General features: G+C 64.0%; 21 protein-coding genes. 14 read left to right on the top strand and 7 right to left on the bottom strand.

What is annotated here, in order from left to right; all coding sequences use genetic code 11:
• Positions 1 to 6 precede the first annotated feature (6 nt).
• From GD606_RS03570 to moaC, 8 genes are all read left to right on the top strand, one after another.
• Positions 7 to 5,010 (top strand): FtsX-like permease family protein, encoded by a 5,004-nt coding sequence (locus GD606_RS03570; protein WP_163302749.1) that lies wholly within the window; start codon positions 7 to 9, stop codon positions 5,008 to 5,010.
• Between the two features lie 97 nt (positions 5,011 to 5,107).
• On the top strand, positions 5,108 to 7,078 hold the full coding sequence (locus GD606_RS03565; RefSeq protein WP_163302748.1) for a DUF6785 family protein: 1,971 nt from the start codon (positions 5,108 to 5,110) through the stop codon (positions 7,076 to 7,078).
• A 134-nt stretch (positions 7,079 to 7,212) separates the two neighbouring features.
• Positions 7,213 to 9,168, top strand: a complete 1,956-nt coding sequence (locus GD606_RS03560) for an OPT family oligopeptide transporter (protein ID WP_163302747.1) — start codon at positions 7,213 to 7,215, stop codon at positions 9,166 to 9,168.
• Positions 9,169 to 9,177: 9 nt separating this feature from the next.
• Positions 9,178 to 10,554 (top strand): PP2C family protein-serine/threonine phosphatase, encoded by a 1,377-nt coding sequence (locus GD606_RS03555; protein WP_163302746.1) that lies wholly within the window; start codon positions 9,178 to 9,180, stop codon positions 10,552 to 10,554.
• 174 nt (positions 10,555 to 10,728) lie between these two features.
• Positions 10,729 to 10,947 carry a DNA-directed RNA polymerase subunit omega gene (rpoZ, locus tag GD606_RS03550; protein WP_163302745.1) on the top strand — a complete coding sequence of 73 codons (219 nt, stop codon included), beginning with the start codon at positions 10,729 to 10,731 and terminating at the stop codon, positions 10,945 to 10,947.
• Between the two features lie 17 nt (positions 10,948 to 10,964).
• On the top strand, positions 10,965 to 12,077 hold the full coding sequence (dnaJ, locus tag GD606_RS03545; protein WP_163302744.1) for a molecular chaperone DnaJ: 1,113 nt from the start codon (positions 10,965 to 10,967) through the stop codon (positions 12,075 to 12,077).
• A 2-nt stretch (positions 12,078 to 12,079) separates the two neighbouring features.
• Positions 12,080 to 12,493: a tetratricopeptide repeat protein gene (locus GD606_RS03540; RefSeq protein ID WP_163302743.1), complete on the top strand. Its 414-nt coding sequence runs from the start codon at positions 12,080 to 12,082 to the stop codon at positions 12,491 to 12,493.
• A 5-nt stretch (positions 12,494 to 12,498) separates the two neighbouring features.
• Positions 12,499 to 13,008, top strand: coding sequence for a cyclic pyranopterin monophosphate synthase MoaC (moaC, locus tag GD606_RS03535; RefSeq protein ID WP_163302742.1), 510 nt, complete (start codon positions 12,499 to 12,501; stop codon positions 13,006 to 13,008).
• 100 nt (positions 13,009 to 13,108) lie between these two features.
• On the opposite strand, the gene hisF is transcribed toward moaC, so the two are convergent.
• Together hisF and hisH are read right to left on the bottom strand one after the other, a co-directional pair.
• Positions 13,109 to 13,888, bottom strand: coding sequence for an imidazole glycerol phosphate synthase subunit HisF (gene hisF / locus GD606_RS03530; protein ID WP_163302741.1), 780 nt, complete (start codon positions 13,886 to 13,888; stop codon positions 13,109 to 13,111).
• The gene (hisH, locus tag GD606_RS03525) at positions 13,878 to 14,519 is read right to left on the bottom strand and encodes an imidazole glycerol phosphate synthase subunit HisH (protein ID WP_163302740.1); all 642 of its coding nucleotides are present in this window, start codon (positions 14,517 to 14,519) and stop codon (positions 13,878 to 13,880) included. The genes hisF and hisH overlap by 11 nt, the downstream gene beginning before the upstream one ends.
• A gap of 152 nt (positions 14,520 to 14,671) precedes the next feature.
• On the opposite strand from hisH, the gene rfaD reads away from it, so the two are divergent.
• Complete coding sequence (rfaD, locus tag GD606_RS03520; protein ID WP_163302739.1) at positions 14,672 to 15,664, top strand: ADP-glyceromanno-heptose 6-epimerase; 993 nt, start codon at positions 14,672 to 14,674, stop codon at positions 15,662 to 15,664.
• Here rfaD and mutL read toward each other — a convergent pair.
• Together mutL and GD606_RS03510 are read right to left on the bottom strand one after the other, a co-directional pair.
• A complete protein-coding gene (mutL, locus tag GD606_RS03515; RefSeq protein WP_163302738.1) occupies positions 15,648 to 17,753 on the bottom strand; it encodes a DNA mismatch repair endonuclease MutL in 2,106 nt (701 codons plus the stop codon). The two genes, rfaD and mutL, sit on opposite strands and share 17 nt — an antisense overlap.
• 85 nt (positions 17,754 to 17,838) lie before the next feature.
• Complete coding sequence (locus GD606_RS03510) at positions 17,839 to 18,636, bottom strand: undecaprenyl-diphosphate phosphatase (RefSeq protein WP_163302737.1); 798 nt, start codon at positions 18,634 to 18,636, stop codon at positions 17,839 to 17,841.
• A gap of 160 nt (positions 18,637 to 18,796) precedes the next feature.
• Between GD606_RS03510 and GD606_RS03505 the strand changes: the two genes are divergently transcribed.
• Positions 18,797 to 18,997 carry a hypothetical protein gene (locus GD606_RS03505; RefSeq protein ID WP_163302736.1) on the top strand — a complete coding sequence of 67 codons (201 nt, stop codon included), beginning with the start codon at positions 18,797 to 18,799 and terminating at the stop codon, positions 18,995 to 18,997.
• Here the strand turns inward: GD606_RS03505 and yihA are convergent.
• Positions 18,948 to 19,691 (bottom strand): ribosome biogenesis GTP-binding protein YihA/YsxC, encoded by a 744-nt coding sequence (gene yihA, locus GD606_RS03500; RefSeq protein WP_176629374.1) that lies wholly within the window; start codon positions 19,689 to 19,691, stop codon positions 18,948 to 18,950. The two genes, GD606_RS03505 and yihA, sit on opposite strands and share 50 nt — an antisense overlap.
• A 184-nt stretch (positions 19,692 to 19,875) precedes the next feature.
• Here yihA and GD606_RS03495 point away from each other — a divergent pair, with 184 nt between their 5' ends.
• From GD606_RS03495 to lolA, 4 genes are all read left to right on the top strand, one after another.
• Entirely contained in the window at positions 19,876 to 20,361 is a 486-nt protein-coding gene (locus tag GD606_RS03495; RefSeq protein WP_163302734.1) for a type II 3-dehydroquinate dehydratase, read from the top strand.
• 2 nt (positions 20,362 to 20,363) lie between these two features.
• On the top strand, positions 20,364 to 20,921 hold the full coding sequence (gene efp / locus GD606_RS03490) for an elongation factor P (protein ID WP_163302733.1): 558 nt from the start codon (positions 20,364 to 20,366) through the stop codon (positions 20,919 to 20,921).
• Complete coding sequence (locus GD606_RS03485) at positions 20,908 to 23,208, top strand: DNA translocase FtsK (RefSeq protein WP_281362035.1); 2,301 nt, start codon at positions 20,908 to 20,910, stop codon at positions 23,206 to 23,208. Before efp ends, GD606_RS03485 begins: the two co-directional genes overlap by 14 nt.
• A 193-nt stretch (positions 23,209 to 23,401) precedes the next feature.
• Positions 23,402 to 24,064, top strand: a complete 663-nt coding sequence (gene lolA, locus GD606_RS03480; protein WP_163302732.1) for an outer membrane lipoprotein periplasmic chaperone LolA — start codon at positions 23,402 to 23,404, stop codon at positions 24,062 to 24,064.
• 397 nt (positions 24,065 to 24,461) lie between these two features.
• Here the strand turns inward: lolA and GD606_RS03475 are convergent, their stop codons facing one another.
• Both GD606_RS03475 and yedF read right to left on the bottom strand, forming a co-directional pair.
• A complete protein-coding gene (locus GD606_RS03475) occupies positions 24,462 to 25,424 on the bottom strand; it encodes a pseudouridine synthase (RefSeq protein WP_176629373.1) in 963 nt (320 codons plus the stop codon).
• 27 nt (positions 25,425 to 25,451) lie between these two features.
• Entirely contained in the window at positions 25,452 to 26,063 is a 612-nt protein-coding gene (gene yedF / locus GD606_RS03470) for a sulfurtransferase-like selenium metabolism protein YedF (RefSeq protein ID WP_163302971.1), read from the bottom strand.
• Between the last annotated feature and the right edge of the window lie 146 nt (positions 26,064 to 26,209).

Here is a 26,209-nt window from a genome sequence, read left to right as displayed (position 1 = left end):
AGGCGCATGGCCCTGTACGACGCAAAGGCTTTCTTTTCCGGCAGGCCGGGCCGGGCTGTGATCTGGCTGCTGGCCGTCCTGGCGGCCTGGGCCGTTTTGGGCGTGCCGCACGGCGTCGCCGAGGCCGCCTCGCGGCGCAAGCCGGAAAGGCCTGCCCCGGACCATGCCCGGCATCGGGTCATGGAGCATATGCCCGCCGTCGCCGGGGAGGATTTCGAGCGGGAGATCGTCACCGCCCTGGCGGCGCTGGGGGATCGCCGGGCCGGAACCCCGGGGGGCGAGGCGGCGGCGGATTTCGTTTTCGATTTTTTCTCTTCCCTGGGGATCGGCGAGGTCGGACGCCATGCCTATCAGCTCCCGTTTCTGGGGCACGGCCCGACGCGCATCAATCTGGCCGGGACGGATCGCTTCGCGCCGCTTCTGCCCACGGACCTCAACGCCCTGACCCCGGGGGCCGTGCCCCCTGAAGGGATCGGCGGCCGGGCGGTCTACGGCGGCAAGGGGGACTTCGCCTCCCTGTCCGGCCGGGAAATCTCCGGACAGATCGTGCTCATGGAGCTGGATTCCGGAAAAAACTGGATCAACGCCGCCCAACTCGGGGCCAAGGCCCTGATCTACATTGACCGGGGCGTGGACGGCGGGCCGTCCACAGCCGGGTTTTACCGCGACAAGTTTGAGCTGACGCCCATCAAGTTTCCCCGGTTCTACATGCGCGCGCAGGAGGCCCGGGCCCTTTTCGGCGATTTTGACGCCCCCGATTTCGCCGCGCCGGAAGTGCTCCTGACGGCCGCAGCCCGGTGGGAACAGGCCATCGCCGAGAACATCCATGTGTTTATCCCGGGCAGCGACCCAAACCTCGCCCATGAAGTGATCCTGGTGGAAGCCGCCTACGACACCGGGGCCTTCGTGCCGGGAAGGGCCCCGGGAGCGGATCAGGCCGCCTCCCTGGCCGCGCTTTTGCGACTGGCGTTGGAGCTTCGGGACGCCCCTCCGGCCAGGTCCGTGCTCCTGGCCGCCACCTCGGGGCAGGGCAGGGATCAGGCCGGGATGCGGGAGTTGATCACCGCGCTTCGGGTCAAGGGGCGCGATCTGCGGGGGGTGGTGCGCGAGCTCAAGGAAGGCATCGAGCGCGACACGGCCGCCAAAGAGGCCCTGCAGGCCGCCCTGGAGGCGGAGGGAGCAGGAAATATCCTTGTCTCTCCGGCCGTGAGCCAATGGCTGATCACCGGCCTCAAGGACGCGGTGGATTCCCTGACCACCCGGCTCATGCGCCTGCGCCTGGAGGTCGAGGGGGCCCAGGAAAGCCTGGAAACCACGCGTTTGGCCGAGGAGCGGCGGGTGTTGCGCCGTCTGGTGTGGCTGGAGGATTTTTCCACGGTCACCCCCGAGGAACGCCAGGTGCTCCTTGGGGTCATTCCCGCCGCCATGGACCGCCTGGGCGAGAGCATCAAAAGCGCCGAGGAGCAGTTGCGCTGCGTGCAAAGCGCCCGGGATCTGCGCCGCCAGGTGGGCGACAAGGACATCCTGGCCGCCGTCTCCCTGTACCTGTCCAGCCGGGGCAACGGAGTAGGGGGCTTTTGCGAGGGGTTTACCTACGAACTCAAGCCCGAGGTGAACATCTCCCAGGCCTACGGCCAGATCGGCCGGTTCCTGTCGGATTCGGCGGCCACCATCGAATCCGAAATGGGCCTGTCCCGGACGGGCGAGCCGTTTTACCGCGACGCCCTGCGCCAAAGTCGCCTGCATCCCTGGCAGAGCTATCTGGTGGACAAGCCCAAGCTCGGCGGCGAGGTCAGCGCCATCGCGGGCATCCTGGGTCTGACCCTGGCCACGGTCAACGACTCCCGTGGACTCTGGGGAACCCCCGACGACATCCCGGAACATGTGGATTTCGCCTTTTTATCCCGGCAAAGCCGGTTCGCCACGCGGCTTTTGGCCGACGTGTGCTCCAAGCCCTTCGATGCCGGGGACCGGCGGCCGCGAAACGTGTTGGCGTCGCTCACCGGCCGGGCCAACTTCATCCGCCAGGGAGAGCTTTTTCCCGAACGTCCGGCCCCGGGCACGGTCTTTTTGGTCTACCAGGGCAAGTCCCGGTTCTACGCCATGGCCGACGCCAAGGGCATTTTCCGGGTCAACGGCCTTTCCAGCAGCAAATACGTCCTGGACAAGGCCATCATCGAGGGCTTCCGCTTCGACCCGGACACGGGCGAGGCCGTGTGGGCCGTGGACAAGAAGCAGACCGGAAAGGATGCCTACCGGGTCAAGATGTCCCGGGACGCCATGGAAACCGATCTGATCATGTTCGGCTGCGACCAGAGCACGCTTTTTTCCGCCCTGGACCCGCGCACCTTCCGCTATTTCACCAAGATCGAACTCCTGGACGGTCGGCGCGAGGCCCCGCCCATGCGCTCCTGGTTCAGCCGCCTGGATACGCTCGACTCCACGCTTCTGACCCTGTTTCTGGAGCCCGGGACGCCGTATAAGCTCATCCTGTCGGACACGGTGCTGGCCCGGAAGATGATCCTTTTGAACGCCTCGCCGAAGGATCCCCTGGGCACGGGCTATTCCGTGGACCAATGGCCCATCCTGCCGGTCACGGAGATGGCCGCCGCCCGGGACATGTGGGATCTTCTGGCGCCCCGCATCCAGAATCTGGAGGAGCACGGCATTTTCAACGAGCGCATCCGGGAACTGGAACACGCGGGCGTGGCCCAGCTCAAGGCTGGGGAAGAGGCCCTGGCCGGGCAATCCTATGACGCCTTCGTGTCCGCCGCCCGGTCGAGCTGGGCCCTGGCCACCCGGGTCTACAACGACGTGGAGAAGACCCAGAAAGACGTGTTGCTGGGCGTGTTGTTCTACATCGCCCTGTTTGTGCCCTTCGCCTACTGCCTGGAGCGGGTCATTTTCTGCTACGCCGACATCCACAAGCGGATTCTTGGCTTCTGCGGCATCCTGGCGGCGGTCATCGCCGTGGTCTACCATGTGCATCCGGCCTTTCGCCTGACCTACAGCCCGTTGGTGGTCATTCTGGCCTTTTTCATCCTGGGATTGTCCTTCGGCGTGGCCATGATCATCTTCTTCCGGTTCGAACGGGAAATGGGCGATCTGCAAAAACGGGCCATGCACGTCAAGACCTCGGAGATCGGGGGGCTTAAGGCCTTTGCCGCCGCCTTCGTCATCGGCGTCAGCAACCTGCGGCGTCGCAAGATCCGCACCACGCTCACCTGCCTGACCCTGATCATTTTGACGTTCACCATCATGAGCTTCACCGCCGTGAAAAGCACCCGCCAGGAAGGCGCGGTGAAATATCGCGACGACGCCCCCTATCAGGGCGCGCTGATCAAAAACATCGGCTGGCGCAGCCTGCCGCCAGAGGCCCTGGCCACCGTAAGCGACATGTTCGCTTCCGGCGAAAGCGTCCTGCCCCTGTCGTGGTATGAACTTGCGGACAAAACCCAGCCGGGCATGAGCGAACTGGTTTCCTCCTCCGGGCGGGTGACGGCCCAGGGGGTCATGGGGCTTTCAACGCAGCCGGGCGAGGCCGCGCGCATGGGCCGCATCCTGACGGGCGGGCGCTGGTTTGCGCCGGGCGAGCGCATGGCCGTGATCCTGCCCGAGGGGCTGGCCAAACGTCTGGATGTGGTCCCGCTCTCCCCGGGGCGCGACATGGTGCGCCTTTTCGGCATGGATTTCCGGGTGGTGGGCGTTTTCGGGCAGAATGCCCTGGATGGGGCCACGGATCTCGACGGCGAGACGCTCACCCCGGTGGTTTTCCCCAGCGAGGCGGCCATGGAGGCCACCGAGGCTGAAAAAGAGGCCATGGACTCCGGCGAGGACGTGCGCGCCATGCAAAGCCGCTACCAGCATGTGGACGGCGACGTGACGGTGATCATTCCCCATGACGTGCTGATGGGGCTTGGCGGGTCGCTCAAATCCATTTCCGTGTCCCCCCCGGTCGGCGTATCGGGCGGCCCTGACGGCACTGACGGAATGGACGCCCGGACCCTGGCCTCCAGGCTGGCCGAGCGTTTCGGACTGGCCATCTACGCCGGGGAGCAGAACGGCACCTTCGTCTACCATTCCTCGGATACCTTGAGCTACGCCGGGGTGCCCAACATCATCATCCCGCTGATCATCTCCGTGTGCATCGTGCTCAACACCATGATCGGCAGCGTCTACGAGCGCAAACGGGAGATCGGGGTATACACGGCCGTGGGACTGGCCCCCACCCACGTCTCCTTCCTGTTCATCGCCGAAGCCCTGGCCTTTGCGGTCATCAGCGCCGTCCTGGGATATCTCTTGGCCCAAACCGCGGCCGGACTGTTGTCCGGCACCTCCATATGGGCCGGGATGACCGCCAACTATTCCTCCCTGGCCGGGGTGGCGGCCATGCTCCTGGTCATCGCCGTGGTCCTTTTGTCGGTCATCTATCCCTCCAAGGTGGCTGGGGAGATCGCCATCCCCGACGTCAACCGTTCCTGGACCCTGCCCGAGGCCATTGACGGCGTCATCTCCGTGCATCTGCCGTTTCTCATGCGCATTCGGGAGCAGGAATACGCCGGAGGGTTTTTGTACGACTATTACAAGTCCCACCAGGACATCTCCCACGGCCTTTTTTCCACCGACGACGTCCAGTTCGCCTTCGAATGCCCGTGGGACGTTCCGGACAAGGGGCCGCATCCCGGAGAGATCGACACGGCGTTTCGCGAACTGCGTTCCTGCTTCCGGCTCACGGCCATGGTGTGGCTGGCTCCCTTTGATTTCGGCATCAAGGAGCGCGTGGACATCCTGTTTGTGCCGGACATGAAAAACCCGGGGTTCATGGAAATCCAGGTGACCTTGAGGCGGGTGGCCGGTGAGGCGGGCATGTGGAAGCGCCTGAACAAGGGCTTTTTGGACAATCTGCGCAAACAGCTTCTGGTGTGGCGTTCCCTGGACCCCGAAAACCAGGTGGCCTACGAGGAAAACATCGTCGCCGGGTTTGCCGAGCAGAAAGCGAGGGGGGCATGATGCCGCTCAAAGCGAGGATGCGCCTGGGGCGTCACATGCGTTGCTTCCAGGCACGTTTTACGGCCGGAAATCGGGCCGACACCCTGGGAGGGCGGGCATGATCCGGGCGCGAAGCGTGGTTTTGGGCATTGTCATGGGGCTTGTCATCTGCGCCGTGACCCCGGCCAACAACATGTACATGGCGGCCACCCCCCTTGGGGGCGGGCATTTCCCCCTGGCGCCGTTTTTCATCCTGTTTGTGGCCACCCTTGGCGCGGCGTTGGTCTCGCGCCTGTTTTTTCGGAAAAATCCTGTCCTCACGGGCATCGAACTCCTCGTGTCCTGGGGGTTCATGGTCGTGGTCTCCGGCGTGGCCTATACCGGCCTGGCCCGGACGTTTTTCATCAACATCACGGCCCCGGCCCATTTCGCCACGGTGGGCAACCGCTGGAAGGACGTGCTGGCCCCCCTGGTTCCCAAGGACTGGGCGCCCATTGATCCGTCCGCCGTGGAGGCCCTGTACAACGGCCTGGAGGGCGGCTATCGCTTGGGCTGGCTGGAGGTGCTCGCCCGCATCCCCTGGTCGGCGTGGATCGTGCCCCTGGCTGCCTGGGGCGTGTTCATCCTTTTGTGCTACCTGGTCATGGTCTGCCTGGTGAATCTCTTTTCCCGGCAGTGGGTGGCCAACGAACGCATGAATTTCCCGCTTCTGCGCGTGCCCACGCTCATGACCGAGGCCTATGACCAGGGCCGCCCCTTTGCCTTTTTCACCGACCGTTTCCTGATGGTGGGCCTTTTCATCCCGATCTTTCTGCATACGATCAACGGCATCGGCTTTTACGACCCGGCCGTGCCCCAGTTTCCCACCCTGTTTCTTTTGGGGCCCTATTTTCCCCAGACTGGTTTTTTTTCCGGGTTCAGCAAGCTGCGCATCTATTTCTATCCGGCGTTTATCGGCTTCGCCTACCTGACCGCCCGGCAGATTTCCCTAAGCTTCTGGGTGTTTTACCTTCTCGGCGGCCTGTTGTTCGGATTTTTCGAGGTCATCGGCTACCAGATTCCCTCGTCCGCCCTGGGGGTGACCTTCGGCCCGACCCTGACCCGTCCCGAGGAGACCCAGATGATCGGGGCCTACGGGGTGTTTTTCCTGTTCATCGTCTGGCTGGCCCGGCAACACCTGTTCGCCGCCGCCAGGGATGCCCTGACCTTCCGCCGGGCTGCGGCCGCCGAGAGCGAATGGATCTCCGCCGCCCTGTCCTTCTGGGGCGTCCTGGCCGGGCTTGGGCTTTTGGCGGCCTGGTGCGTCTATTTCGGCATGTCGCTTGTCCCGGCGGTGCTGCTTCTGGGCATTTTTTTCGTGATCATGCTGGTGGCCACGCGCATCATCTGCCAGGGCGGTCTGGCCTATTTCACCCTCACCGCCGCGCCCACGGACGGGCTTCTGGCCTTTTTCGGATCGGGGTTTTTCTCCAATATCGGGCTTATGATGGCGGCGGTCATGCAGAAGGTGCTGTTTGTGGATCTGCGTGAATCGCTCATGCCCTCGCTGATGCATTTCTCCAAGATAACCGAAAACGTGCGCCAAAAGCGCCTGATCATGGCCGGACTTGGCGTGGCGCTCTTTCTGTCCGTGATCGTCTCGTTTACGGCCATGCTGGCCTTGTGCCACAAGTACGGCCTGCGCGACCTCCAGGTGGATTGGGAGACCCAGACCACGGTCGGGGTGTACGAGAACGTGCAGCGCCTGTTCGACGCCCCGGCCGGGCCCAACGAATGGATCATCGGGTTCGCCCTGGCAGGGGCGGTGATCATGTTCGTGCTGGTGATCTGCTACCAGCGGTTCTACTGGTGGCCCATCCATCCCATCGGCTACCTGACCATGTACAGTTCGGCCATGCGCATCCTGTGGTTCAGTTTCCTCATCGGCTGGATGTGCAACCAGCTCACCCTGCGCTACGGCGGGGTGTCGCTCTTTCGGCGGGTGCGAATGCTTTTTGTGGGGCTGATCATCGGCGATCTGCTCATGGGCGGCATCTACGCCGTCATCGGCATCTATGCCGGGCAAAGCTATCTGGTGCTGCCGAACTAGAGGCGCCGCCAGGACGCGCGTGGTGTTGGATGACGCCTTTCGATGCACAGGAAGACCTCGCCAGGCCGCAACCCTGCTGAGCGTCGCCAGCCAGACCAGGGACTTTCACGACCGGGACGAAAGACGGAGAGCTGATGTACGACGACAAGGAACTGCAAGAATATCGCGATCTTCTTCCGCAGCCCAAGCATTTCGAGGAGGGCTTCGACTGGAAGACCATTATTGGCGCGGTGTTCATCGGCTTTCTGATGATGCCCGGCAGCATGTACCTGCAACTGGTCATCGGCACGGGCATCGGCCCGGCCGCGCGGTGGGTGACCATCATCCTGTTCGCGGAGATCGCCAAGCGGGCCTACACCGAACTCAAGCAGCAGGAAATCTTCCTCCTGTACTACATGGCCGGGGCGGCCATGGCCTCGCCGTTCTCGGGATTGCTCTGGAACCAATACCTTATCCAGTCCGACGCGGCCAAGATGCTGGGGCTGACGGAATTCATCCCCGCCTGGGTGGCCCCGGCCGTGGGCTCCGAATCCCTGTTGCAGCGCACGTTTTTGCACCGCGACTGGCTCATCCCCATCCTGCTTCTGGTGGGTTCCCAGATCATCCAGCGGGTGGACCATTTCGGCCTGGGATACGCCCTGTACCGCATCACCTCCGATGTGGAAAAGCTGCCCTTTCCCATGGCCCCGGTCGGGGCCCTGGGCACCATGGCCCTGGCCGAATCCACCGAGGACAAGAAAACCGGCTGGAAATGGCGGGTCTTTTCCATCGGAGGCATGATCGGACTGGTCTTTGGGGCCGTGTACGTCCTTTTTCCCGTGGTTTCGGGGCTGGTGTTCACCGAGCCCCTCCGCCTCATTCCCATTCCCTGGGCGGACTTCACCCGCAGCACGGAAAAATGGCTTCCGGCCGTGGCCACGGGCATCCAGTTCGATCTGGGGCTGTTGTTTACGGGCATGGTCTTGCCGTTTTGGGCGGTCATCGGTGGTCTGATGGGGCTGCTCATCACCGTGGTGGCCAACCCCATCCTGTTCGAGCACGGCATCCTGCACCGTTGGCGCTACGGCATGGGCACCGTGGACACGGTGTTCGCCAACAACTTCGACTTTTACATGAGTTTTGGCATCGGCCTCGGGCTGGCCATCGGCATCATCGGCGTATGGCAGGTGGCCAAGTCCTTCGGGAAGGGGTCGAGCGGGGTGGGGTATCGGGCGCTGTTCATCACCAACAAGGCCCGGGGGGACATCAATTTCTGGGTATCCGTGGCCATCTACGTGGTGTCCACCCTGTCCTACATCGCCATGTGCGTGTGGCTTGTGCCCAATTTTCCGTGGATCTTTTTCATTTTGTACGGCTTCATCTATACCCCGGTCATTTCCTACATCACCGCGCGCATGGAGGGCATCGCCGGACAGTTCGTGAGCCTGCCCCTGGTTCGGGAGGCCAGCTTCATCGCCGGGGCCAGGTTTTTCGGCTACCAGGGCATCGAGATCTGGTACGCCCCCATCCCCATCCACAACTATGGCAAGGCCACGGTGGATTTCCGGGAGATCGAACTGACCGGCACCAGCCTGCGGGGCATCATCAAGGCCGAGATCGTGGTCTTTCCGGTGGTCATGGTGGCCAGCCTGTTTTTTTCCCAGTTCATCTGGCAACTGGCCCCCATCCCGTCCGCCTCCTATCCCTATGCCCAGGAGTTGTGGCATTTGCAGGCCTTAAACACCCTGCTCATGCAGACCTCCACCCTGGAGGGCAATTCGCTTTTCTTTCAGGCCTTAAGCGGCTGGTACGTCTCGGCCGGGATGTTCCTTGGGCTCATTGTCTATGCCATTTTAAGCGTCTTCGGGCTGCCGGTGCTCCTGGTCTACGGCATCGTGCGGGGCCTGGGGCAGAGCACTCCCCATGGCCTCATCCTCGAACTGTTGGGGGCCATGCTCGGCCGGTATTATTTCCTCAAGCGCTATGGAGCCATGTGGCGGCAGTATGCGCCGGTGCTTTTGGCCGGCTTTTCCTGCGGCATGGGGCTGATGGGCATGTTCTCCATGGGCGCGACGCTGATCATGAAGTCCCTGGGGCGATTGGCCTATTAGAAGGGATGCATGGATTCGACCACATCGAGCCTTGTGGCGTTGCTCCAAAGCGTGTGCGTGGTCATGGTCCTGGCCTATGGCCTGACGCGCACCCGGGTGTTCGCCGAGATTCTTGACGGGAAACGCACGCCGAAAAACCTGGCCGTCATGGCCGTGGTTTTCGGCCTCTTCTCCATCTACGGCACCCTGTCCGGGGTCAGCATCCTCGGCTCCTACATCAACATCCGCGACCTGGGCCCGGCCCTGGCCGGTCTTTTGGCCGGTCCCCTGGCCGGACTCGGGGCGGGACTACTCGGCGGGGCCCATCGGTTCACCCTGGGCGGTCCCACCTGCTACGGCTGCACCCTGTCCACCATCCTGGCCGGACTGGTCGGCGGACTCGTGTATCGGTTCCGTGGCGGTCAGCTCCTCACCACGACCCAGGCCGTGGCCCTGGCCCTTGGCATCGAGGCCTTCCACATGGTGGCCGGGGTGGTTTTCGGCACGCCCGTGGCCACCGCCCTGGTCGTGGTCAGGTCCGCCGCCGTGCCCATGCTCGTGGCCAACGCCCTGGGCATGGCCGTCTTCGTCGGCATTGTGCGCAACGTCGTGGAGGAACGCCGCACCCGGGCGGCCAAGGAGGCCATCGAGGGCGAATTGCGGGTGGCGAGGGACATCCAGATGGGCATTGTGCCCAGGATGTTTCCGGCCTTTCCGGATCGGCCGGAGGTGGAGCTTTACGCCATGCTGGATTCGGCCAAGGAGGTGGGCGGCGATTTTTACGATTACTACGCCCTGGACGAAAACCGGATTTTTCTGGTCATCGGCGACGTGGCCGGAAAGGGCGTGCCGGCCTCGCTGTTCATGGCCGTGACCATGACCCTTTTCAAGGCCTATACCCGGCCGGAGCGGGGCCCGGTGGAAATCGCGGCCCGGGTCAACGACAAGCTGGCCCACGACAACGAGTCAGGGCTTTTCGTCACGGCCTTTTGCGCCATATTGGATTTGCGCACAGGCCGTCTCGACTACGCCAACGCCGGCCACAACCTGCCGGTCGCGGTGCGTCCGGGAGGGACCACGGCCTTTCTGCCGCCCTCGGGCGGGCTGGTGCTCGGGGCCATGCCCGATTTCCCCTATAAGGTCGGCACGCTCACCCTGGCTGTGGGGGATACGCTTCTGGCCTATACCGACGGCGTGACCGAGGCCATGAACGATAAAAACGCCCTGTTCGGCAACGAACGGCTGCTTGAAGCCTGCCGGGCCGACCGGCATCGGGGACCGAAAGAACTGGTCGAAGGCATCTTCCAGGCGGTTCAGGCCTATGCCGGGGACGCCCCCCAATCCGACGACATCACGATCCTGGCCGTGCGCTACCAGGGCCGTAACGCCATCGATCATGGCCCTTGACGGATCTAAACGATCTGGGATATTAACTTCAGTTTTGCGTTGGACATCTTGTCCCGAAGCGGCCGTGTCATGCCCGGCGTCGGGCCCCTTGACTCGGCCGAAAAACGACTTACCAGGGTAGACGAACACGCCCTGGCCGTCACCGCAGCCCGTCCGGCGCGCAAGGAGAAACGAATGGCTCGAATTACCGTCGAAGATTGCCTGCAGAGAATCAACAACCGGTTCCTCATTGTCCAGATGGCCATCAAACGGGTCAAGCAGTACCGAGAAGGCTACACCCCCCTCGTGGAATGCAAGAACAAGGAAGTGGTCACCGCGCTACGCGAAATTGCCGCCGGTGAGGTTCTGCCTTCCGAGTCCATCGTGGAAGCGGGCATCCATGTTGAATCCTAACGAGTTCCATTAGCACTATGTCCCAGGCTGACTACTACGAGATTTTGGGCGTCGGGCGCGATGCGGGTGAGGATGAAGTCAAGAAGGCCTATCGCCAGATGGCCTTCAAGTATCATCCCGACCGTAATCCGGACGACCCCGAGGCCGAGTCCAAGTTCAAGGAGGCCGCCGAGGCCTACGAGGTGTTGCGCGATCCGGAGACCCGGGCGCGGTACGACCGGTATGGCAAGGAAGGGCTTGGCGGGAGCGGTTTCGGCGGTTTTTCCTCAACCGACGATGTGTTCAGCACCTTTTCCGACATCTTCGGGGAATTTTTCGGATTTGGCGGCCGGGCAGGGCGTGGCCCCAGACCCCAGGCCGGGTCCGATCTGCGCTACGATCTGACCGTGGCCTTTCGAGACGCCGCCGCCGGGACGGAAGTCGCCCTGAAGATTCCCAAGGAAGTTCCGTGTGCGGAGTGCGGCGGCAGCGGCGCCGCGCCCGGCACCCGCCCCGAGACCTGCCGCCACTGCGGTGGAGCGGGGCAGGTACACCAAAGCCAGGGATTTTTCCGCATCGCCGTGCCATGCCCCGTGTGCCGGGGCCAGGGCACGGTGATCACCACCCCGTGCGCCGCCTGCCGGGGCCGGGGACTTCTCCACGAGATCAAGGAAATCAGCGTCAAGGTGCCCGCCGGGGTGGACAACGGCATGCGCCTGAGGCTTCGCGGCGAGGGCGAACCCGGCAAAAACGGCGGTCCTCCCGGGGATCTGTACGTGATCATCCGGGTCGAGCCGGACAAGGTTTTTGACCGCCAAGGCCAGGATCTCATTTATGCTACGGAGATAGGCTTCGTGCAGGCGGCTCTCGGCGACATGATCGAGGTGCCCACCCTTGAAGGCACGGAGAGCATGGAGATACCGCGCGGCACCCAGAGCGGCAAGGTCTTCGCCTTGCGCGGCCTGGGTCTGCCGCATCCCGGCGGCCGGGATCGGGGCGATCTCTTGGTCCAGGTCACGGTGACCATCCCGAAAAACGTGACCAAGAAACAGGAAGAGCTTTTGCGCGAGTTTCAGAAGCTTGAAGAGCAAAAGCCCATGAAGAAGGTCAAAAATTTCTTCAAAAAGGCCAAGGAGGCCATGGGGAACTGACCATGAAAACGTGTGTTCGCGCCTTTTTTCTCGCTGCCTGCCTATGTCTTGCCTTTCCGCTTGCGGGGCAGGCCACACCTGACCAGGATTTCGCCGAGGCGTTGTCGTCCATTGACCAGGGAAATTTTCCCAAGGCCGTTGAGTCGCTGAACAAGATCATCTCCAAGCCGGAAGGGATTGAGAAGATGAACCTGATGAGCGCCTACAACGTGCGCGCCCTGTGCTATTCCCAGATGAACCAGTACGACAAGGCCCTGGGCGATTTTGAGAAGGCCCTGGCCATCGACCCCAATAATGCCGAGATTCTGGGCAACCGGGCCTTCGTGTATCAGGCCATGGGCAACCTGGAAAAGGCCAAGGCCGACGCCAAGGCCGCCAAGCGCATTGATTACAAGGTCAAGGTTCCGGAGTTTTAGGCCGCATGTCCGAGGAACTCTCCCATATCGACGCCCAGGGCAAAGCCCGCATGGTGGACGTGGGCGGCAAGGCCACGACCCGGCGCATCGCCGTGGCCGCAGCCCGGGTGATTTTGTCGCCGAAAACCATGGCCCTGCTCCAGGAGGCGGCCCTGCCCAAGGGCGACGCCCTGGCCACGGCCAAGATCGCCGGAATCCTGGCCGCCAAGCGGACCTTCGAACTGATCCCCCTGTGCCACCCCCTGCCCCTGTCCTTTGCCGACGTGCGCTTTACGATCGATGCGACCGCCTGCGCCGTGATGATTGAGGCCGAGGCCCGCACCGACGCCCCCACGGGGGTGGAGATGGAGGCCCTGACCGCCGCATCCGTGGCGGCGCTGACCCTCTACGACATGTGCAAGGCTGTTCAAAAGGACATTGAAGTCACGGCCGTGCGGCTTCTCTTTAAGAGCGGCGGCAAGTCCGGCGTCTTCGTGTCCCCGCTGTGGCCCAAGGATCGGCCTTATCCGGCATAACCCGGCCACTTACGAAAAAACGAACGCCGCGCCAGGGAGCTCCCGGACGCGGCGCTCTTTTATGTCGTCGTGCTGCCTGTGGGAACGCTTCAGGCCGCCCCTACCACACCGAGCGGACCTTGATGCCCCGGCCGACCAGATGCTCCTTGATGCCCGGCAGGGTGTATTCCCCGTAATGCACGATGGAGGCGATCAGCGCCGCCTGGGCCTTGCCCTGGGTCAGGGCGTCGGCCATGTGGTCGGGGTTGCCCGCGCCGCCCGAGGCGATGACCGGGATGCCCACGTTTTCCGCGATAAGCCGGGTAAGCGTCAGCTCGTAGCCGTCCTTGGTGCCGTCGGCGTCGATGGAGTTGAGGCATATCTCACCCGCGCCCAGGGCCTCCACGGTCTTGGCCCAGTCCAGGGCGCACAGGCCCATGGCCTTGCGGCCGCCGTGGATGACCACCTCGTAGCCTGAAGGGATGGTCTCGGAGACAGGAACCTTTTTTACGTCCATGCCCACCACCACGCACTGGGAGCCGAAGGCCTGGGCCCCCTGGCTGATGATGTCCGGATTTTTCACGGCCGCCGAATTGACCGAGATCTTTTCCGCCCCGGCCACGAGCACGGCCCGCATGTCCTCCACCGTGGAGATGCCGCCGCCCACGGAGAAGGGGATGAAGATCTGGGCGGCCACCCGTTCCACCACGTCGAGCATGATGCCCCGGCCCTCGGCGGAGGCGGTGATGTCGTAGAAGACGATCTCGTCCGCGCCCTGCTCGTAATACATACGGGCCGTCTCCACGGGATCGCCGATGTCCACGTTGCCCGCAAATTTCACGCCCTTGGTGAGTTTGCCGTTTCGCACGTCCAGGCAGGGGATGACGCGTTTACTGAGCATGGGCGGCCTCCCGGCAGTAGGCGTTGAAATTGGCCAGAAGCGTCAGTCCTGGGCGGCCGCTTTTTTCCGGATGGAATTGCACGGCCCACAGTCCCGGCCGACCATGCACGGAGCAGAAGTCGATGCCGTAGAAGGTCTCGGCTAGGACGAATTCCGGGGCGGGAACGGGATAATAGCTGTGCACGAAGTAGAATTCCGCCTCAGGTTCGATCCCTCGCAAAATTTCGCAGTCCCGCAGGAGTTTGACGCGGTTCCAGCCCATGTGCGGCACCCGGATGGGGGCGCCGTCCTCCTCGGTCAGGGACCGGTTGAACATGGCGCATTCGCCGGACACGATGCCAAGGGCCTTGGTATCGTTTTCCGGGCTGTAGTCGAGGAGGATCTGGCAGCCCACGCAGATGCCCAGAAGGGGCTTTCCGGCGTCCACCTGGGCCTTGATGACCGCATCCAGGCCGGTCTGGGTGAGTTCGTCCATGGCCTGTCCGGCCGCGCCCACGCCGGGGAAGATGATGCCCGAGGCGGCGGCGATGACGGCGGGATCGGAGGTGATGCGGCAGGGGATGCCGAGATGGTCCAGGGCCCGGCGGACGCTGGTCTGGTTTCCGGCCTTGTAGTCGAGAATGGCGAGCATGGTGACCTCCCGTGGCCGGGGGAGTAGTCGAAAAATCGTGTCGAGGCAAGGAGGGCGGCCCGCCATGGGGCAAGAATTCCGCCTTGCCTTGCCAAAGAGCCCCCGAAAGTCCATAACCCAGCCGCAGGGCACGTAAAAAACGGGGGGCGGACATGCATATCGTCACCGGCGGGGCGGGATTTATCGGCAGCGCCATCGTGTGGAAGTTGAACAACATGGGGGTCGACGACATCCTGATCGTCGACGACCTGGGCCATGACGACACGTTTAAAAATCTCGTGGGGCTTCGGTTTGCCGACTATCTGCACAAGGACGACTTCCTGGTCCGCATCGAGGGCCACACCGACCCCTTCAACCCGGCGGCCCTGGTGCACATGGGCGCCTGTTCCGCAACCACCGAGACCGACGCCGAGCGGCTCATGCGCGTCAACTACCACTATTCCAAATCCGTGTGCCAGTACGCCACAAGCCGCGACGCCCGGTTCATCCATGCCTCGAGCGCAAGCACCTACGGCGACGGGTCGCGCGGCTTCGACGACGATCCGGCCACCCTGGACGACTTGCGCCCCTTAAACATGTACGCCCTGACCAAGCACCTCTTCGACCTGTGGCTCAGGCGGCACGGGTTTCTTTCCCGGGTGGCCAGCCTGAAGTTTTTTAACGTGTTCGGCCCCAACGAATACCACAAGGGAGAGATGCGCAGCGTGGTCTGCAAAGCCTTTGAGAAGATTCGCGACACCGGGCGGCTGGCGCTTTTCAAGTCCGACCGCGAGGACTATCCCGATGGCGGCCAGATGCGCGATTTCGTGTGGGTCAAGGACTGCGCGGAGGTGGTCTGGTGGCTTCTGGAAAATCCCCACGCGGGCGGCATCCTGAACGTGGGAACGGGACAGGCCCGGACCTGGAACGATCTGGCCCGAGCGGTCTTTGCGGCCATGGGCCGGGAACCGAAGATCGACTATGTGGAGATGCCCGGCAAACTTCGCGGCAAATACCAGTATTTCACCGAGGCCAGGGTGGAGCGTCTGCGCGCCGCCGGATACCAGGCCCCCATGACCCCGCTTGAAGACGCGGTGGCGGACTACGTGACCGGCTATCTGGCCACGGACAATCCCTACCTGTCGGCGGCTATTTCTTGCGCTTGAAAAGCCGCTCCAGCTCATGTTCCGTGAAACGCACGGCCACCGGCCGTCCGTGGGGGCAGTAGTCCCTCTCCGGGCATTCCCGCCAGCTCGCAAGCAGGGCCAGGGCCTCGTCCGGGACCAGCCGCGTCCCGGCCTTGATGGCCGCCTTGCAGGACAGAAGCGTCCATAAATCCTCAATTTTTTTGGCCTGCCCGGACAGGGCGGCGCGCAGGTAGTCCCCGGCCTCGGCCACGGTCAGGGAGGGCGGCAGGCCTTTGATCGCCAGCACCCCGGGGTCGGCGCGCTCCAGGTCGAAGCCCACGGCCCGCAACTCGTCCCACAGCTTTCCCAGCATGGCCTGTTCGGACTTGTGCAGGGCCACCTGAAGCGGAATCCCCAGGGGCCGGGAATCGCCGCGTCGGCCGTCCCGACGCATGGCCGCAAAAAGCACCCGCTCGTGGGCCGCGTGCTGATCCACCAGGGTCAGGGCCGACCCGCCCATGCGCACCAAGAGATAGGTGTCCGCGAACTGCCCCAGGTATTCGATCTCCTCGCCCCCATGTCCCATCCCCCGGCCGGGCACGATTCCGGCCGGGGCCGAGGCGTCGCGCACGGTGGCGGCCGGGCCCGGTCCGGGCTCCCGGTCCTTCCCGGGCGGTGGGGCCAGAAACGGCCGGTCGTCGCCTGGGTGGGACGCGGCGTCGGCAAAGGGCGATCCGGTGTGTCGCGTCCACCCGGGCAGGGGGGCGGCCGAAGCCGTTTGGGCGTCCTGGGCGACCTGGGCGGATCGGGCGTGGGCGGCCACGGCCGGAGGGTCCACGTTGCGCGTGGCCTGGGGCCATGCCCCGGCGGGCCGGGCGGGCTCGCGCAGAAGCGGCGGCGGGGCCAGGGAGGAGTCCCGGGGGTCGGGAAACGAATCCGGTTCGGAAAAGGGTCGCGGCCCGGCATAGGGCGGTTCCGGGGAGGCTGCCTGCCGGTCCTGCTCCTGCATATGGGCTGCGAAATCCCGGTAGCCCGGATATTTTTCCGGCTCGCCCCGGCCCGACAGCCAGGGCTCTGGGGCGGGCGAGGTGCGCATCACGCTGGCCTTGTCCAGGGCCTCGGACACGGCCCGGCGCACCAGGGTGAAGATGCGCGATTCCTCGCGGAACCGGACCTCGCTTTTGGCCGGGTGGACGTTGACGTCCACGTCTTCGGGAGGCATGGCCAGAAAGATGGCGGCCTGGGGATATTCCCGGGACAACAGCCGTCCCTTGTAGGCCTCGCGCACGGCGGACAGGAGCACCCGGTCGCGCACATGGCGGCCGTTCACGAAAAAAAGCATGCGGTCGGCCCGGGCCTGGGCCGTGAGCGGTCGGCCCACAAGGCCTGTCACCGCGAACCCGTCGTGGGCCAGGGATACCGTCACCATGTCCTCGGTCACCGCCGGGGGCCACATGCCCGCCAGCCTGGCCTGGAGGGTCTGTCCGGCCGGAAAGCGATGCACCGTGCGGCCGCCGCAGGTCAGCTTGAAGGCCACGTCCAGCCTGGCCAGGGCCAGACGGCACAGGGTCTCCACGCACAACTTGGTTTCCGTGGCCTCGGTCTTGAGAAATTTGAGCCGGGCCGGAACCCCGGCGAAGAGATCCCGGACCTCGATGCGGGTTCCCTGGGTCATGGCCGCCGGGCCCTGGTCCGTGATGCGGCCGTTTATGACCTCGATCATGGCCGCTTCATCGTAGCCCTGGCAGGCCGAGGTGCAGCGGAACAGCGACACGGAGGCGATGCTCGGCAGGGCCTCGCCCCGGAAGCCGTAGCTGCCGATGGTGGACAGTTCGGCCAGACTGGCCAGCTTGCTGGTGGCGTGGCGGGTCACGGCCAGGGACAGTTCCGCCGGGGTCATGCCGAAGCCGTTGTCCTGGACCTGGATGAGTCCCCGGCCGCCGCCCTCGACAACGACCTCCACCCGGGAGGCCCCGGCGTCCAGGCTGTTCTCCACCAGTTCCTTGAGCACGCTGGCCGGGCGCTCCACCACCTCTCCGGCCGCGATCTGGTTTTGCAGTTCGGGCGGCAGGATGCGGATGGGGCGGGAGGCGGCCGGACGCGTTTCGCGCGTATCGTCATGTGGCATGACAGACCGGTATCACGGCGCGTTCCGGTTGAACAGGGCCGAACCGGGCCGAGCAAGGCCGGTCAAACCGGCCGCGTGGGGCACTCTAGGCGGGCCAGAAAAAAAAGACCGCAACGGCCAGGGCCAGCCGGTACCAGGCGAAGGGGCGCAGGGTGGTGCGGCCAAGCAGCAGAATAAATCCCTTGACGGCGGCCCAGGCCGAAAAAAACGAGACCACGAATCCCACGGCCAAAACCAGCAGATCCCCGGCCTCGAAGAGATGGTAGCTCTTGTAGAAGTCATAGGCCGTGGCCAGGCACATGATGGGCACGGCGGCGATGAAGGAATATTCCGCAGCCAGGGAACGCTTGGCCCCAAGCAGCATGCCGCCCATGATGGTCGCGGCCGAGCGGGAAAAACCCGGCCACAGGGACAGGCATTGGAACACCCCGATGCCCAGGGCCAGGGCCGGGGAGATGTCGTCCAGGGTCTCGAAGCGCACCCGGCGGCGCATGGCCTCGACCACCAGGATGGCCACGGCCCCCACGGCCAGGGCCAGGGCCACGGTGGTCGGCCCGAACAGGTAGGTCTTGATGGCCTTGTGGGTCAGAAATCCCACCAGGGCGGCCGGGATGCAGGTCAGCCCCAAAAGGACGATCCCCCGCAGTCCTGAGAACCGCTGGTAGGGGTTGGCCCGCAGAAGCCCGAGAAACCGGTCCCGGTACATGACCGCCACGGCCAGGATGGCCCCGAGCTGGATGATGACCTCGAAGCTGGCGGCCTTTTCCCCGGTAAAGCGCATGAGATGCCCGGCCAGGATCAGGTGGCCGGTGGAGGACACGGGCAAAAATTCGGTCAATCCCTCGATGATGCCCAAAACGATGGCGGAAAGGATCTGGTCCATGAAACACTCGTGCTGGCTGATGGTTTGGCGTGTTGGTGCAGGGGAGGGGGACCACAGGCACGGCGAAACGGTGTGAATCCGGCGCACCTACCTGAAGGCGGGCCACGTTGCAAGGGCCGGGCAGGTGGTGTAGGCAGTCAAAAGACCGCAAGGAGCGCCCATGAGCACCATTATGCCCCAAGATGAACTGTTCCGGAAGGCCGTGGCCTGGATCTGCGCCGCCAAGGGCGAATCCAAGGACTCGATTCCGGTTTTGGTGGAAAAAGCCGCCGTGAGATTCAACCTCGGGCCCAAGGACGCGGAGTTTCTGGTCAAGTTTTTGCGCGAACAGTCCGGCGACGCGGTTTTGTCCGAATCTTGACCCCGGGGGCGGCGTTCGCCGGATCGGCCTGGGGCGTTTCCGGCCCGGGGGCGTCCACCTGGGGTGGCGTCGGGCCCGGTCCGGGTTCGGCCTCCATGGCCTGGACGGGGAGAGACTCTGCGGAATCGTCGTCCGGATTGACCAGCCGGGCGATTTCGGCCCACAGGGCCGTGCGGCCAAGGCCGGTCTTGCCGGAAAAAACCAGGGGCGGCGCGGCCAGGATATCCGCCCACACCCGTTTTTTGGCCTCGCGCTCCCGCTGGCTGCACTTGTCCGCCTTGGTCAAAACCACCATGGTCGGCAATCCCTGGCCAGAGGCGTAGGCCAAAAGGTCCAGGTCCAGGGCCTGGGGCGGCAGTCGGCAGTCCACCACGGCCATGACCGCCCGCAGCCACGGATTGTCGGTCAAATAGACATCGATGAGCTTGGCCCATTTCTCGCGTTCGGTCTTGGCGCAGCGGGCATAGCCGTAGCCGGGAAGGTCCACCAGGTAGAAATCCCCGGGACGGATGTGGTAGAAGTTGAGGCTCCGGGTCTTGCCCGGGGTGGCGCTGATCTTGGCCAGTCCCTTGCGGCTCCCGAGCATGTTCACCAGCGTGGACTTGCCCACGTTGGAGCGTCCGGCCAGGGCCACCTGGGGCGCGGGAACGGGCTTAAGCTGCGACGGCAGATAGATGGTGTCGGTCAGGGTCATGACCACCGGGGACGTATCGGGTTTCATGTCCGCATGTGTGGCCTGTCGATGCCTCGGCGTCAAGCCCTGGATGCGGGGATCGCACCGCAAACCTTCATGCCGGACTTGAAGTTTTGGCGGCTTTGCCTCACACTGCCGCCAGTTTGCGTCGATTTCAACGTGTGCCGGGAGAGGGGGATACGGAATGCGCACCTTCACGATTTTGATTGCCAATGGCCCAAACCTGGGGCACATCGGCCGACGCCAGCCGGAAATCTACGGCAGCCGGTCCCTGGCCGACCTGCCCGAGCTTATCCGGGACATCCTCGGGCCGGAAAAGGCCGGGCGCATTACGCTTGGGCATTTCCAGGCCAACGGCGAAGGGCAGCTCATCGACCGCCTGGAAGAGGCCATGCGCCAGGGCGTGGACGGCATTGTGCTCAATGCCGGGGCCTACACGCATACCAGCCTGGCCCTGGCCGACTGTCTGGCCTGGATCGGGATACCCTGCGTTGAGGTGCATTTAAGCAACATCCTGGCCCGGAGCGACGAGCCCTTGCGGCACAAAAGCCTCATCGGGCGGTCCTGCCTCGGCGTCATCGCCGGTTTCGGCCTGCACAGCTATGCCCTGGGCGTGTGCGCCCTGTGGCAACGGTTCATGGACACCGCACAACACACACCAAAGGAGTGACAATGCTTTCGACCACGGATTTTCGTCGGGGACTCAAGATCGAGTGGGACGGGGTTCCTTACGAAATCGTTGATTTCCAGCACGTCAAGCCCGGCAAGGGCGGGGCCTTCGTGCGCACCAAACTGAAAAACATGCTCAACGGCCGGGTGGTGGAAAACACCTTCCGCTCCGGGGAAAAGGTGGAAAAGCCGGACCTGGAGACCCGCGAGATGCAGTTTCTCTACCGCGAAGGCGCGGATTTCGTGTTCATGGACATGTCGAGCTACGAGCAGACCCATGTGGGCGGGGCCCAGCTCGGCGACAAGGGCGGCTACCTTGTGGACGGCATGGAGCTCAAGATGCTCATGTACAATGGCGCGCCCCTGGACATCGATCTTCCGGCCTCGGTCATCCTGGTGGTGGCGGACACGGAGCCCGGCGTGAAGGGCGATACCGTCAGCGGGGCCAGCAAACCGGCCAAGCTGGAGTCGGGCATCACCGTCAACGTGCCGCTTTTCATCAACACCGGCGAACGCATCAAAGTCGATACCAGGTCTGGCGAGTACATTGGCCGAGAATAAGGAACAAGGCGGCGAGACCCGGTATTTCCGGGAGATGGCGGGACTGTTCCTCCTCTTCATGGGGGTATTCACCGCCGTCAGCCTCGCCACCTACGACTACCTCGATCCGAGCCTGACCCAGCATGTGGGCCCCGGGCACGAGATCCGCAACATGGCCGGGCGGGCCGGGGCCTACTGGGCTGGATTTCTCGTTGACGTGTGCGGCGTGGGGGCCTTTTTCCTGCCCGTATGGTTTGTGTGGCTCACGGTGCGGACCTTTGTGCGGGACATCGGGCTTGGCCCCGTGCGCTGGTGCGGCGTCGTCTTGCTTTTCGTCGTGGTTTCGGCCGCCTGCGCCACCGAGACCCTGCGCCCCCTGGTGATGCTTGGACAGGTGCAGGGCGGGGGCTACCTCGGCCGGGCCGCGTTCTCCGCCCTATCCACCTGGCTTGGCGGATACGGCGGGGGGCTTCTGCTCTTTTTCCTGGCCGTGTTCGCGGTGCAACTCCTGTTCGGGCTCTCGTTCGACGCCGTGTGGGGTCGGGCCGGACGCGGCGGCTGGTGGCTGGCCCGCGCATGCTGGACGGTCCTGGGCCGTCTGGGGACCATCCTGGGTCGTGGCGTCCGCGCCCTGTTTGAACCCCGGGGCAGGCGCGTGGAGCCTGCCTCGCCTGCTGCCTTTGGAAACATTCCGGCCGGGAACCAGGCCACGGACGAGGAATTCGTCTTTTCCGACGATGCAAACGACGATCCCGAGCCGTCCACAAGCGTCGCGCCTGTCGTAAGGCCCGCTGCGGCATCGCCAAAGCGCCCGCGCAAGCCGCGTCCGGCCCCTTTCCAGGCCGATCCCGACGCCCCCCTGCCGCCTTTGGACCTCCTTAGCGTGCCGCCCCCGGCCAAGGGCCAGGGCCCTGATCCCGAGGCCGTGAAAAAGCAGGGCGAAAGCCTGGCCGGATGCCTGGCCGATTTCGACATCAAGGGGGAGTTGCAGCGCATCGTGCCCGGCCCCGTGGTGACCATGTTCGAATTCAAACCCGCCCCGGGCATCAAAATCAGCCGCATCGCCGGGCTCTCCGACGACCTGGCCCTGGCCATGAAGGCCCTGGCCGTGCGCATCGAGGCCCCCATCCCGGGCCGGGACACGGTGGGCGTGGAGATCCCCAACGCCAAGCGCCAGACCGTCTATCTGCGCGAGATCCTCGAGTCCGAGGCCTTCACCTCCCAGGCGTCGAAGCTGACCCTGGCCATCGGCAAGGACATCCAGGGACGGCCCCAGGTGGCGGATCTGGCCAAGATGCCGCATCTTTTGGTGGCCGGGGCCACGGGTAGCGGCAAAAGCGTGTGCATCAACGGCATCCTCTTAAGCATCCTCTACAAGGCCCGGCCCGACGAGGTGAAGCTCCTGCTTGTGGACCCCAAGCGCATCGAGCTTTCGGTCTACAACGACCTGCCGCATCTGGTGCATCCCGTGGTCACGGAGATGTCCATGGCCAAAAGCGCCCTGGACTGGGCCGTACACGAGATGGACCGGCGTTACGAGGCCATGGCCCGGCTTGGGGTGCGCAACATCGCCGGATATTGGGAGAAGCTTGAAAAGCTGGGCGGCGACCGGCCCGACGAGCTGGCCGACCTGACCCCCATGCCCTATCTGGTGATCATTATCGACGAGCTGGCCGACCTGATGATGACCGCCGCCAAGGAAGTGGAGATCAGCATCGTACGCCTGGCCCAGTTGGCCCGGGCCGCCGGCATCCACCTCATCCTGGCCACCCAGCGGCCCAGCGTGGACGTGGTCACCGGGCTTATCAAGGCCAACTTTCCCACCCGCATCTCGTTTCAGGTCACCAGCAAGCACGATTCGCGCACCATCCTGGACACGGTGGGGGCGGAGCATCTGCTCGGGCGCGGGGACATGCTTTTCAAGCCCAGCGGCGGCAAAATGACCCGCATGCACGGGGCGTTCGTCTCGGACGAGGAGACGGCAGAGGTGGTGGAGTTCTGGAAACAGCGCGCCGCGCCGGGCTACGAGCTGGATTTTGCCGAATGGCAGCGGGAGACGGGCGCAGGAGGGGACGGAAACGGCGAGAATGGCGGCGACGGCGGCGACGACACGGCCTCCGACCCCATCTATCCCCAGGCCGTGGATTTCGTCCTGGAGCAGGGTCGGGCCTCCATCTCGCTCATTCAGCGCCGCTTCCGCATTGGGTTCAACCGGGCGGCCCGGTTTATCGAACAGATGGAACGCGACGGCATGCTCGGGCCCCAGGAAGGCAGCAAGCCCCGAGCCGTGTTGCGGGGGAAGGATTAGGGGGCGGGATCGCAAGGGGAAAAAGGCCTCCGGCGGCCAAAGGGCTTCGCCCTTTGGAATCCCCGAACGAGTTCAACGAACCGGGACGGTCTGGAAACACGGTTTCCGGTCACGAAACGGGTTCGGGCCGATGGCGGCGACGCCGTCCGGACGGCCCCCGGAAAAGCGGGCAGGTAAAAAAGAGGTGTGCAGCATGAAAAAGATGATTCTGGCGTGCCTTCTGGTCGCCGTGTGGGCGGTCCCGGTTCGTGGCGCGGACCTGGTGGACGCCGTGCAGAAAAAATACGAATCGTTGTCTGGCTTTAAGGCAGAGTTCATTCAGGACTTGAAGAATTCGGCCAGCGGCGAGGGGGAGACGCGTTCCGGGTCGATCACCTTCAAGAAACCGAGCCTGGTGCGCTGGGAGACGGTGAAACCCGAAAAGGAACTGCTGTTGGTGGGCAAGGAGGCGGTCTGGGACTATTTCGAGGACGACCGCGAGGCCTTTCGGTATCCGGTGGAGGAGATCATCAACTCCAAGACCATGCTCAAGTTTCTGACCGGCAAGGCCAATCTGCGCGAGGATTTCCACGTCTTCGAAGAGCCCGACGCCGCAGGAGCGGGACTGGTTCGGTTCAAGCTGGTGCCCAAGGAGCCGGAGCCCGGGCTGGTCATGGCCCATGTCTGGGTGGATCCGGCGACGCAGATGATCATGCGCCTGTCCATCCAGGATTTTTACGCCAACACCAATGATCTGACCCTGAAAAACCTCAAGGTCGAGGCCAACCTGCCTGATTCCTTGTTTTCCTTCACCCCGCCCCCGGGCGTCTCCGTTCACGACAATACCGGCGCGGATGGGCGCACGCTCTCGAAATAGTCCGTTGTTTCCGGTGTGCGCCGGGAGGGCAGGTGTTGCGCGGCGGGGCTCGCCCGAAGCCCTCGGTGTAGCCATCGGCATTCGAGGGCGTTGGCCGACCATAGCCGTCAGGGGCGGCGATTCTAGCCGCCGAGGAACGCCGACCGTTCCCACAATCCCAAGTTTTCCAAGGCGCCGGTTGGAAAATCGGCCGGGAATCGGCGTTTCATTTTTTCAAACAGCCTGAAATGTCCCGTCCCAGGCAGATTCCACGCATCCCATGGCCTGTTTGGCGGCGAGGGACTGCGCTTCGCCAGTCATCGTGGCCTGTCCTACGACCTTGCTGTCCGGACTGCGTATTCTTCTTCAGGCATCTGAATCAATGCGAAATCGTCATACGTTTTTGTTGACGTTCCGATTACTTTTCCCGTGTTTTTCGGTGGCCCGTTTTCGCTGACGGCTGTGATACGGCCCGGCGCGTGTGATACTGGGGAGGGCGGGCCGGGGTGGCATGCGGGGGCGTCTGCCGTCGCCGGTCGTCCCGGGCGGGAGCGGCGCACGCTGGCGGGGCGGAAGCATGGGGAACAGGCCCGAGCCCGGCGGCGGCCCGCAGGGCCGAAACCTCCTCCGGGGCCAGGGGCCGAAACGTCCCTCGGGGAAGATCGCCAAGCAGGATGGGGCCCTGGGCCACGCGCGTCAGACGCAGCACGGTCAATCCCAGGTCGCGGCACATGCGCCGAATCTGGCGATTGACGCCCTGGATGAGCCGCAGGGACAGCAGGGCGCGTTCCGGGGACTCGCGGTGGAGAACGGTGGCCTCGACCGGGGCCAGAACCTCGCCCTCGGCCAGACGCATGCCCTGGGCCATGGTGGACAGGGTGCGCCCGTTGACTTGGCCGCGAACCAAAACATGATATATTTTGGGAACATGAGTTGACGGGTGGGTGAGCCGGTGGGTGAGTTCCCCGTCATCGGTGAAAAGCAACAGCCCCTCGGAATAAAAATCCAGACGTCCCACGGTGAAAAGGCCCTGGCGGGGGATTTCGGGAGGCAGGAGGTCGAAGACCGTGGGGCGTCCCTGGGGATCGGAGGCCGTGGTCACGGTCTGTACGGGCTTGTGGAAAACCAAATAGATGTGGGTTTTTTGCGGGGAAAAAGCCGCTTTTTGGCCATTAACGACAACAGTATCACGATTTGGGTCGATTTTGACCCCAGGCTCATGGATCAAAACCCCGTTGACAAGCACTTTGCCGGTCAAAATAAGCTCATCAGCCCGTCTTCTGGAGCAGATACCGGCCTGGGACAGGGCCTTGTTGAGCCGAACCCCTTGGGCGGGGTCGCTGTGCGCCGGAGGGGAGGCGTCGCGTGTGGGATGGGCGATGGAGGGACTCCGGGCCGGGAAGTGGCCTTACACCTGGAGCACCTTGGTGGCCAGTTGCAGGCTGGTGACCACGTCAAGCATGTTGGTGGTCTGGCCGACCTCTTTTTTGTCCAAAATCCCGAAAAAGTCCAGGCAGGTGCCGCAGACCAATATGGTCACCCCGGCCGCTTCGAAGGCCTTGAGCCTGTCCAGGACCGGGCTTCCGGCCACGGCCAGCCTGACCGCGCCGTTGACCATGACGATACGCCACAGGCTCTCGCCGAGTTCCGGCAGGGTGGCCAGAAAATTGGCCATGAGCTTTTGCCCCAGGACGTCGTCGCCCCGACCGATGGCGTCGGCGGTGAGGAAGGCCACGATCTGTTCCCTGGCGGCCAAAGACTCCCCGGAGACGGGGGCAGGGCAGTCGGCCGGGGATGCGCCCCCCTGTCGGGCGCCGGTCAGGACATGTCCGCCAGCCACGGGCGCGATCTCCACCTGGTATTTCTTGGCCGCGAGAAAGCGGGCGACGTTTTCCTTCGCCGCCTCATTGTCCACGGTGGCGGAGATGATATCCGGGGATTCGGAATCGATGGCGTCCTTGCACCGTAGCACCGGACCAGGGCAGGCAAGTCCACGGCAATCCAGGGAGATGGTCTTCATGGGGGGTCCTTTTTCGTTCAGTTTCATTGTCCCATCATATCCCCGGCGCGAGGTCAAATAAATAAAATATATTGATAGATTACTTTTCGATCGAAATGACTGATAACAAAGATATCAAGTGTTACTTTAAGTCTACGGTTGCTCGC

The sequence above is a fragment of the Desulfolutivibrio sulfodismutans DSM 3696 genome, assembly GCF_013376455.1.
Lineage (GTDB): Bacteria > Desulfobacterota > Desulfovibrionia > Desulfovibrionales > Desulfovibrionaceae > Desulfolutivibrio > Desulfolutivibrio sulfodismutans.
Note: the sequence above shows the minus strand (reverse complement) of the source record. Positions and strands in the feature narration are given on the sequence as shown.

Excerpts from the sequence above, each read along its gene's own strand:
- moaC (WP_163302742.1), top strand. The coding sequence starts at position 12,499 with ATGTCCGAGGAACTCTCCCATATCGACGCCCAGGGCAAAGCCCGCATG.
- lolA (WP_163302732.1), top strand. The coding sequence starts at position 23,402 with ATGAAAAAGATGATTCTGGCGTGCCTTCTGGTCGCCGTGTGGGCGGTC.
- efp (WP_163302733.1), top strand. The coding sequence starts at position 20,364 with ATGCTTTCGACCACGGATTTTCGTCGGGGACTCAAGATCGAGTGGGAC.
- GD606_RS03510 (WP_163302737.1), bottom strand. The coding sequence starts at position 18,636 with ATGGACCAGATCCTTTCCGCCATCGTTTTGGGCATCATCGAGGGATTG.
- yihA (WP_176629374.1), bottom strand. The coding sequence starts at position 19,691 with ATGACCCTGACCGACACCATCTATCTGCCGTCGCAGCTTAAGCCCGTT.
- rfaD (WP_163302739.1), top strand. The coding sequence starts at position 14,672 with ATGCATATCGTCACCGGCGGGGCGGGATTTATCGGCAGCGCCATCGTG.
- hisF (WP_163302741.1), bottom strand. The coding sequence starts at position 13,888 with ATGCTCAGTAAACGCGTCATCCCCTGCCTGGACGTGCGAAACGGCAAA.
- mutL (WP_163302738.1), bottom strand. The coding sequence starts at position 17,753 with ATGCCACATGACGATACGCGCGAAACGCGTCCGGCCGCCTCCCGCCCC.
- yedF (WP_163302971.1), bottom strand. The coding sequence starts at position 26,063 with ATGAAGACCATCTCCCTGGATTGCCGTGGACTTGCCTGCCCTGGTCCG.
- GD606_RS03570 (WP_163302749.1), top strand. The coding sequence starts at position 7 with ATGGCCCTGTACGACGCAAAGGCTTTCTTTTCCGGCAGGCCGGGCCGG.
- GD606_RS03540 (WP_163302743.1), top strand. The coding sequence starts at position 12,080 with ATGAAAACGTGTGTTCGCGCCTTTTTTCTCGCTGCCTGCCTATGTCTT.
- GD606_RS03555 (WP_163302746.1), top strand. The coding sequence starts at position 9,178 with ATGGATTCGACCACATCGAGCCTTGTGGCGTTGCTCCAAAGCGTGTGC.
- hisH (WP_163302740.1), bottom strand. The coding sequence starts at position 14,519 with ATGCTCGCCATTCTCGACTACAAGGCCGGAAACCAGACCAGCGTCCGC.
- rpoZ (WP_163302745.1), top strand. The coding sequence starts at position 10,729 with ATGGCTCGAATTACCGTCGAAGATTGCCTGCAGAGAATCAACAACCGG.
- GD606_RS03495 (WP_163302734.1), top strand. The coding sequence starts at position 19,876 with ATGCGCACCTTCACGATTTTGATTGCCAATGGCCCAAACCTGGGGCAC.
- GD606_RS03505 (WP_163302736.1), top strand. The coding sequence starts at position 18,797 with ATGAGCACCATTATGCCCCAAGATGAACTGTTCCGGAAGGCCGTGGCC.
- dnaJ (WP_163302744.1), top strand. The coding sequence starts at position 10,965 with ATGTCCCAGGCTGACTACTACGAGATTTTGGGCGTCGGGCGCGATGCG.
- GD606_RS03560 (WP_163302747.1), top strand. The coding sequence starts at position 7,213 with ATGTACGACGACAAGGAACTGCAAGAATATCGCGATCTTCTTCCGCAG.
- GD606_RS03565 (WP_163302748.1), top strand. The coding sequence starts at position 5,108 with ATGATCCGGGCGCGAAGCGTGGTTTTGGGCATTGTCATGGGGCTTGTC.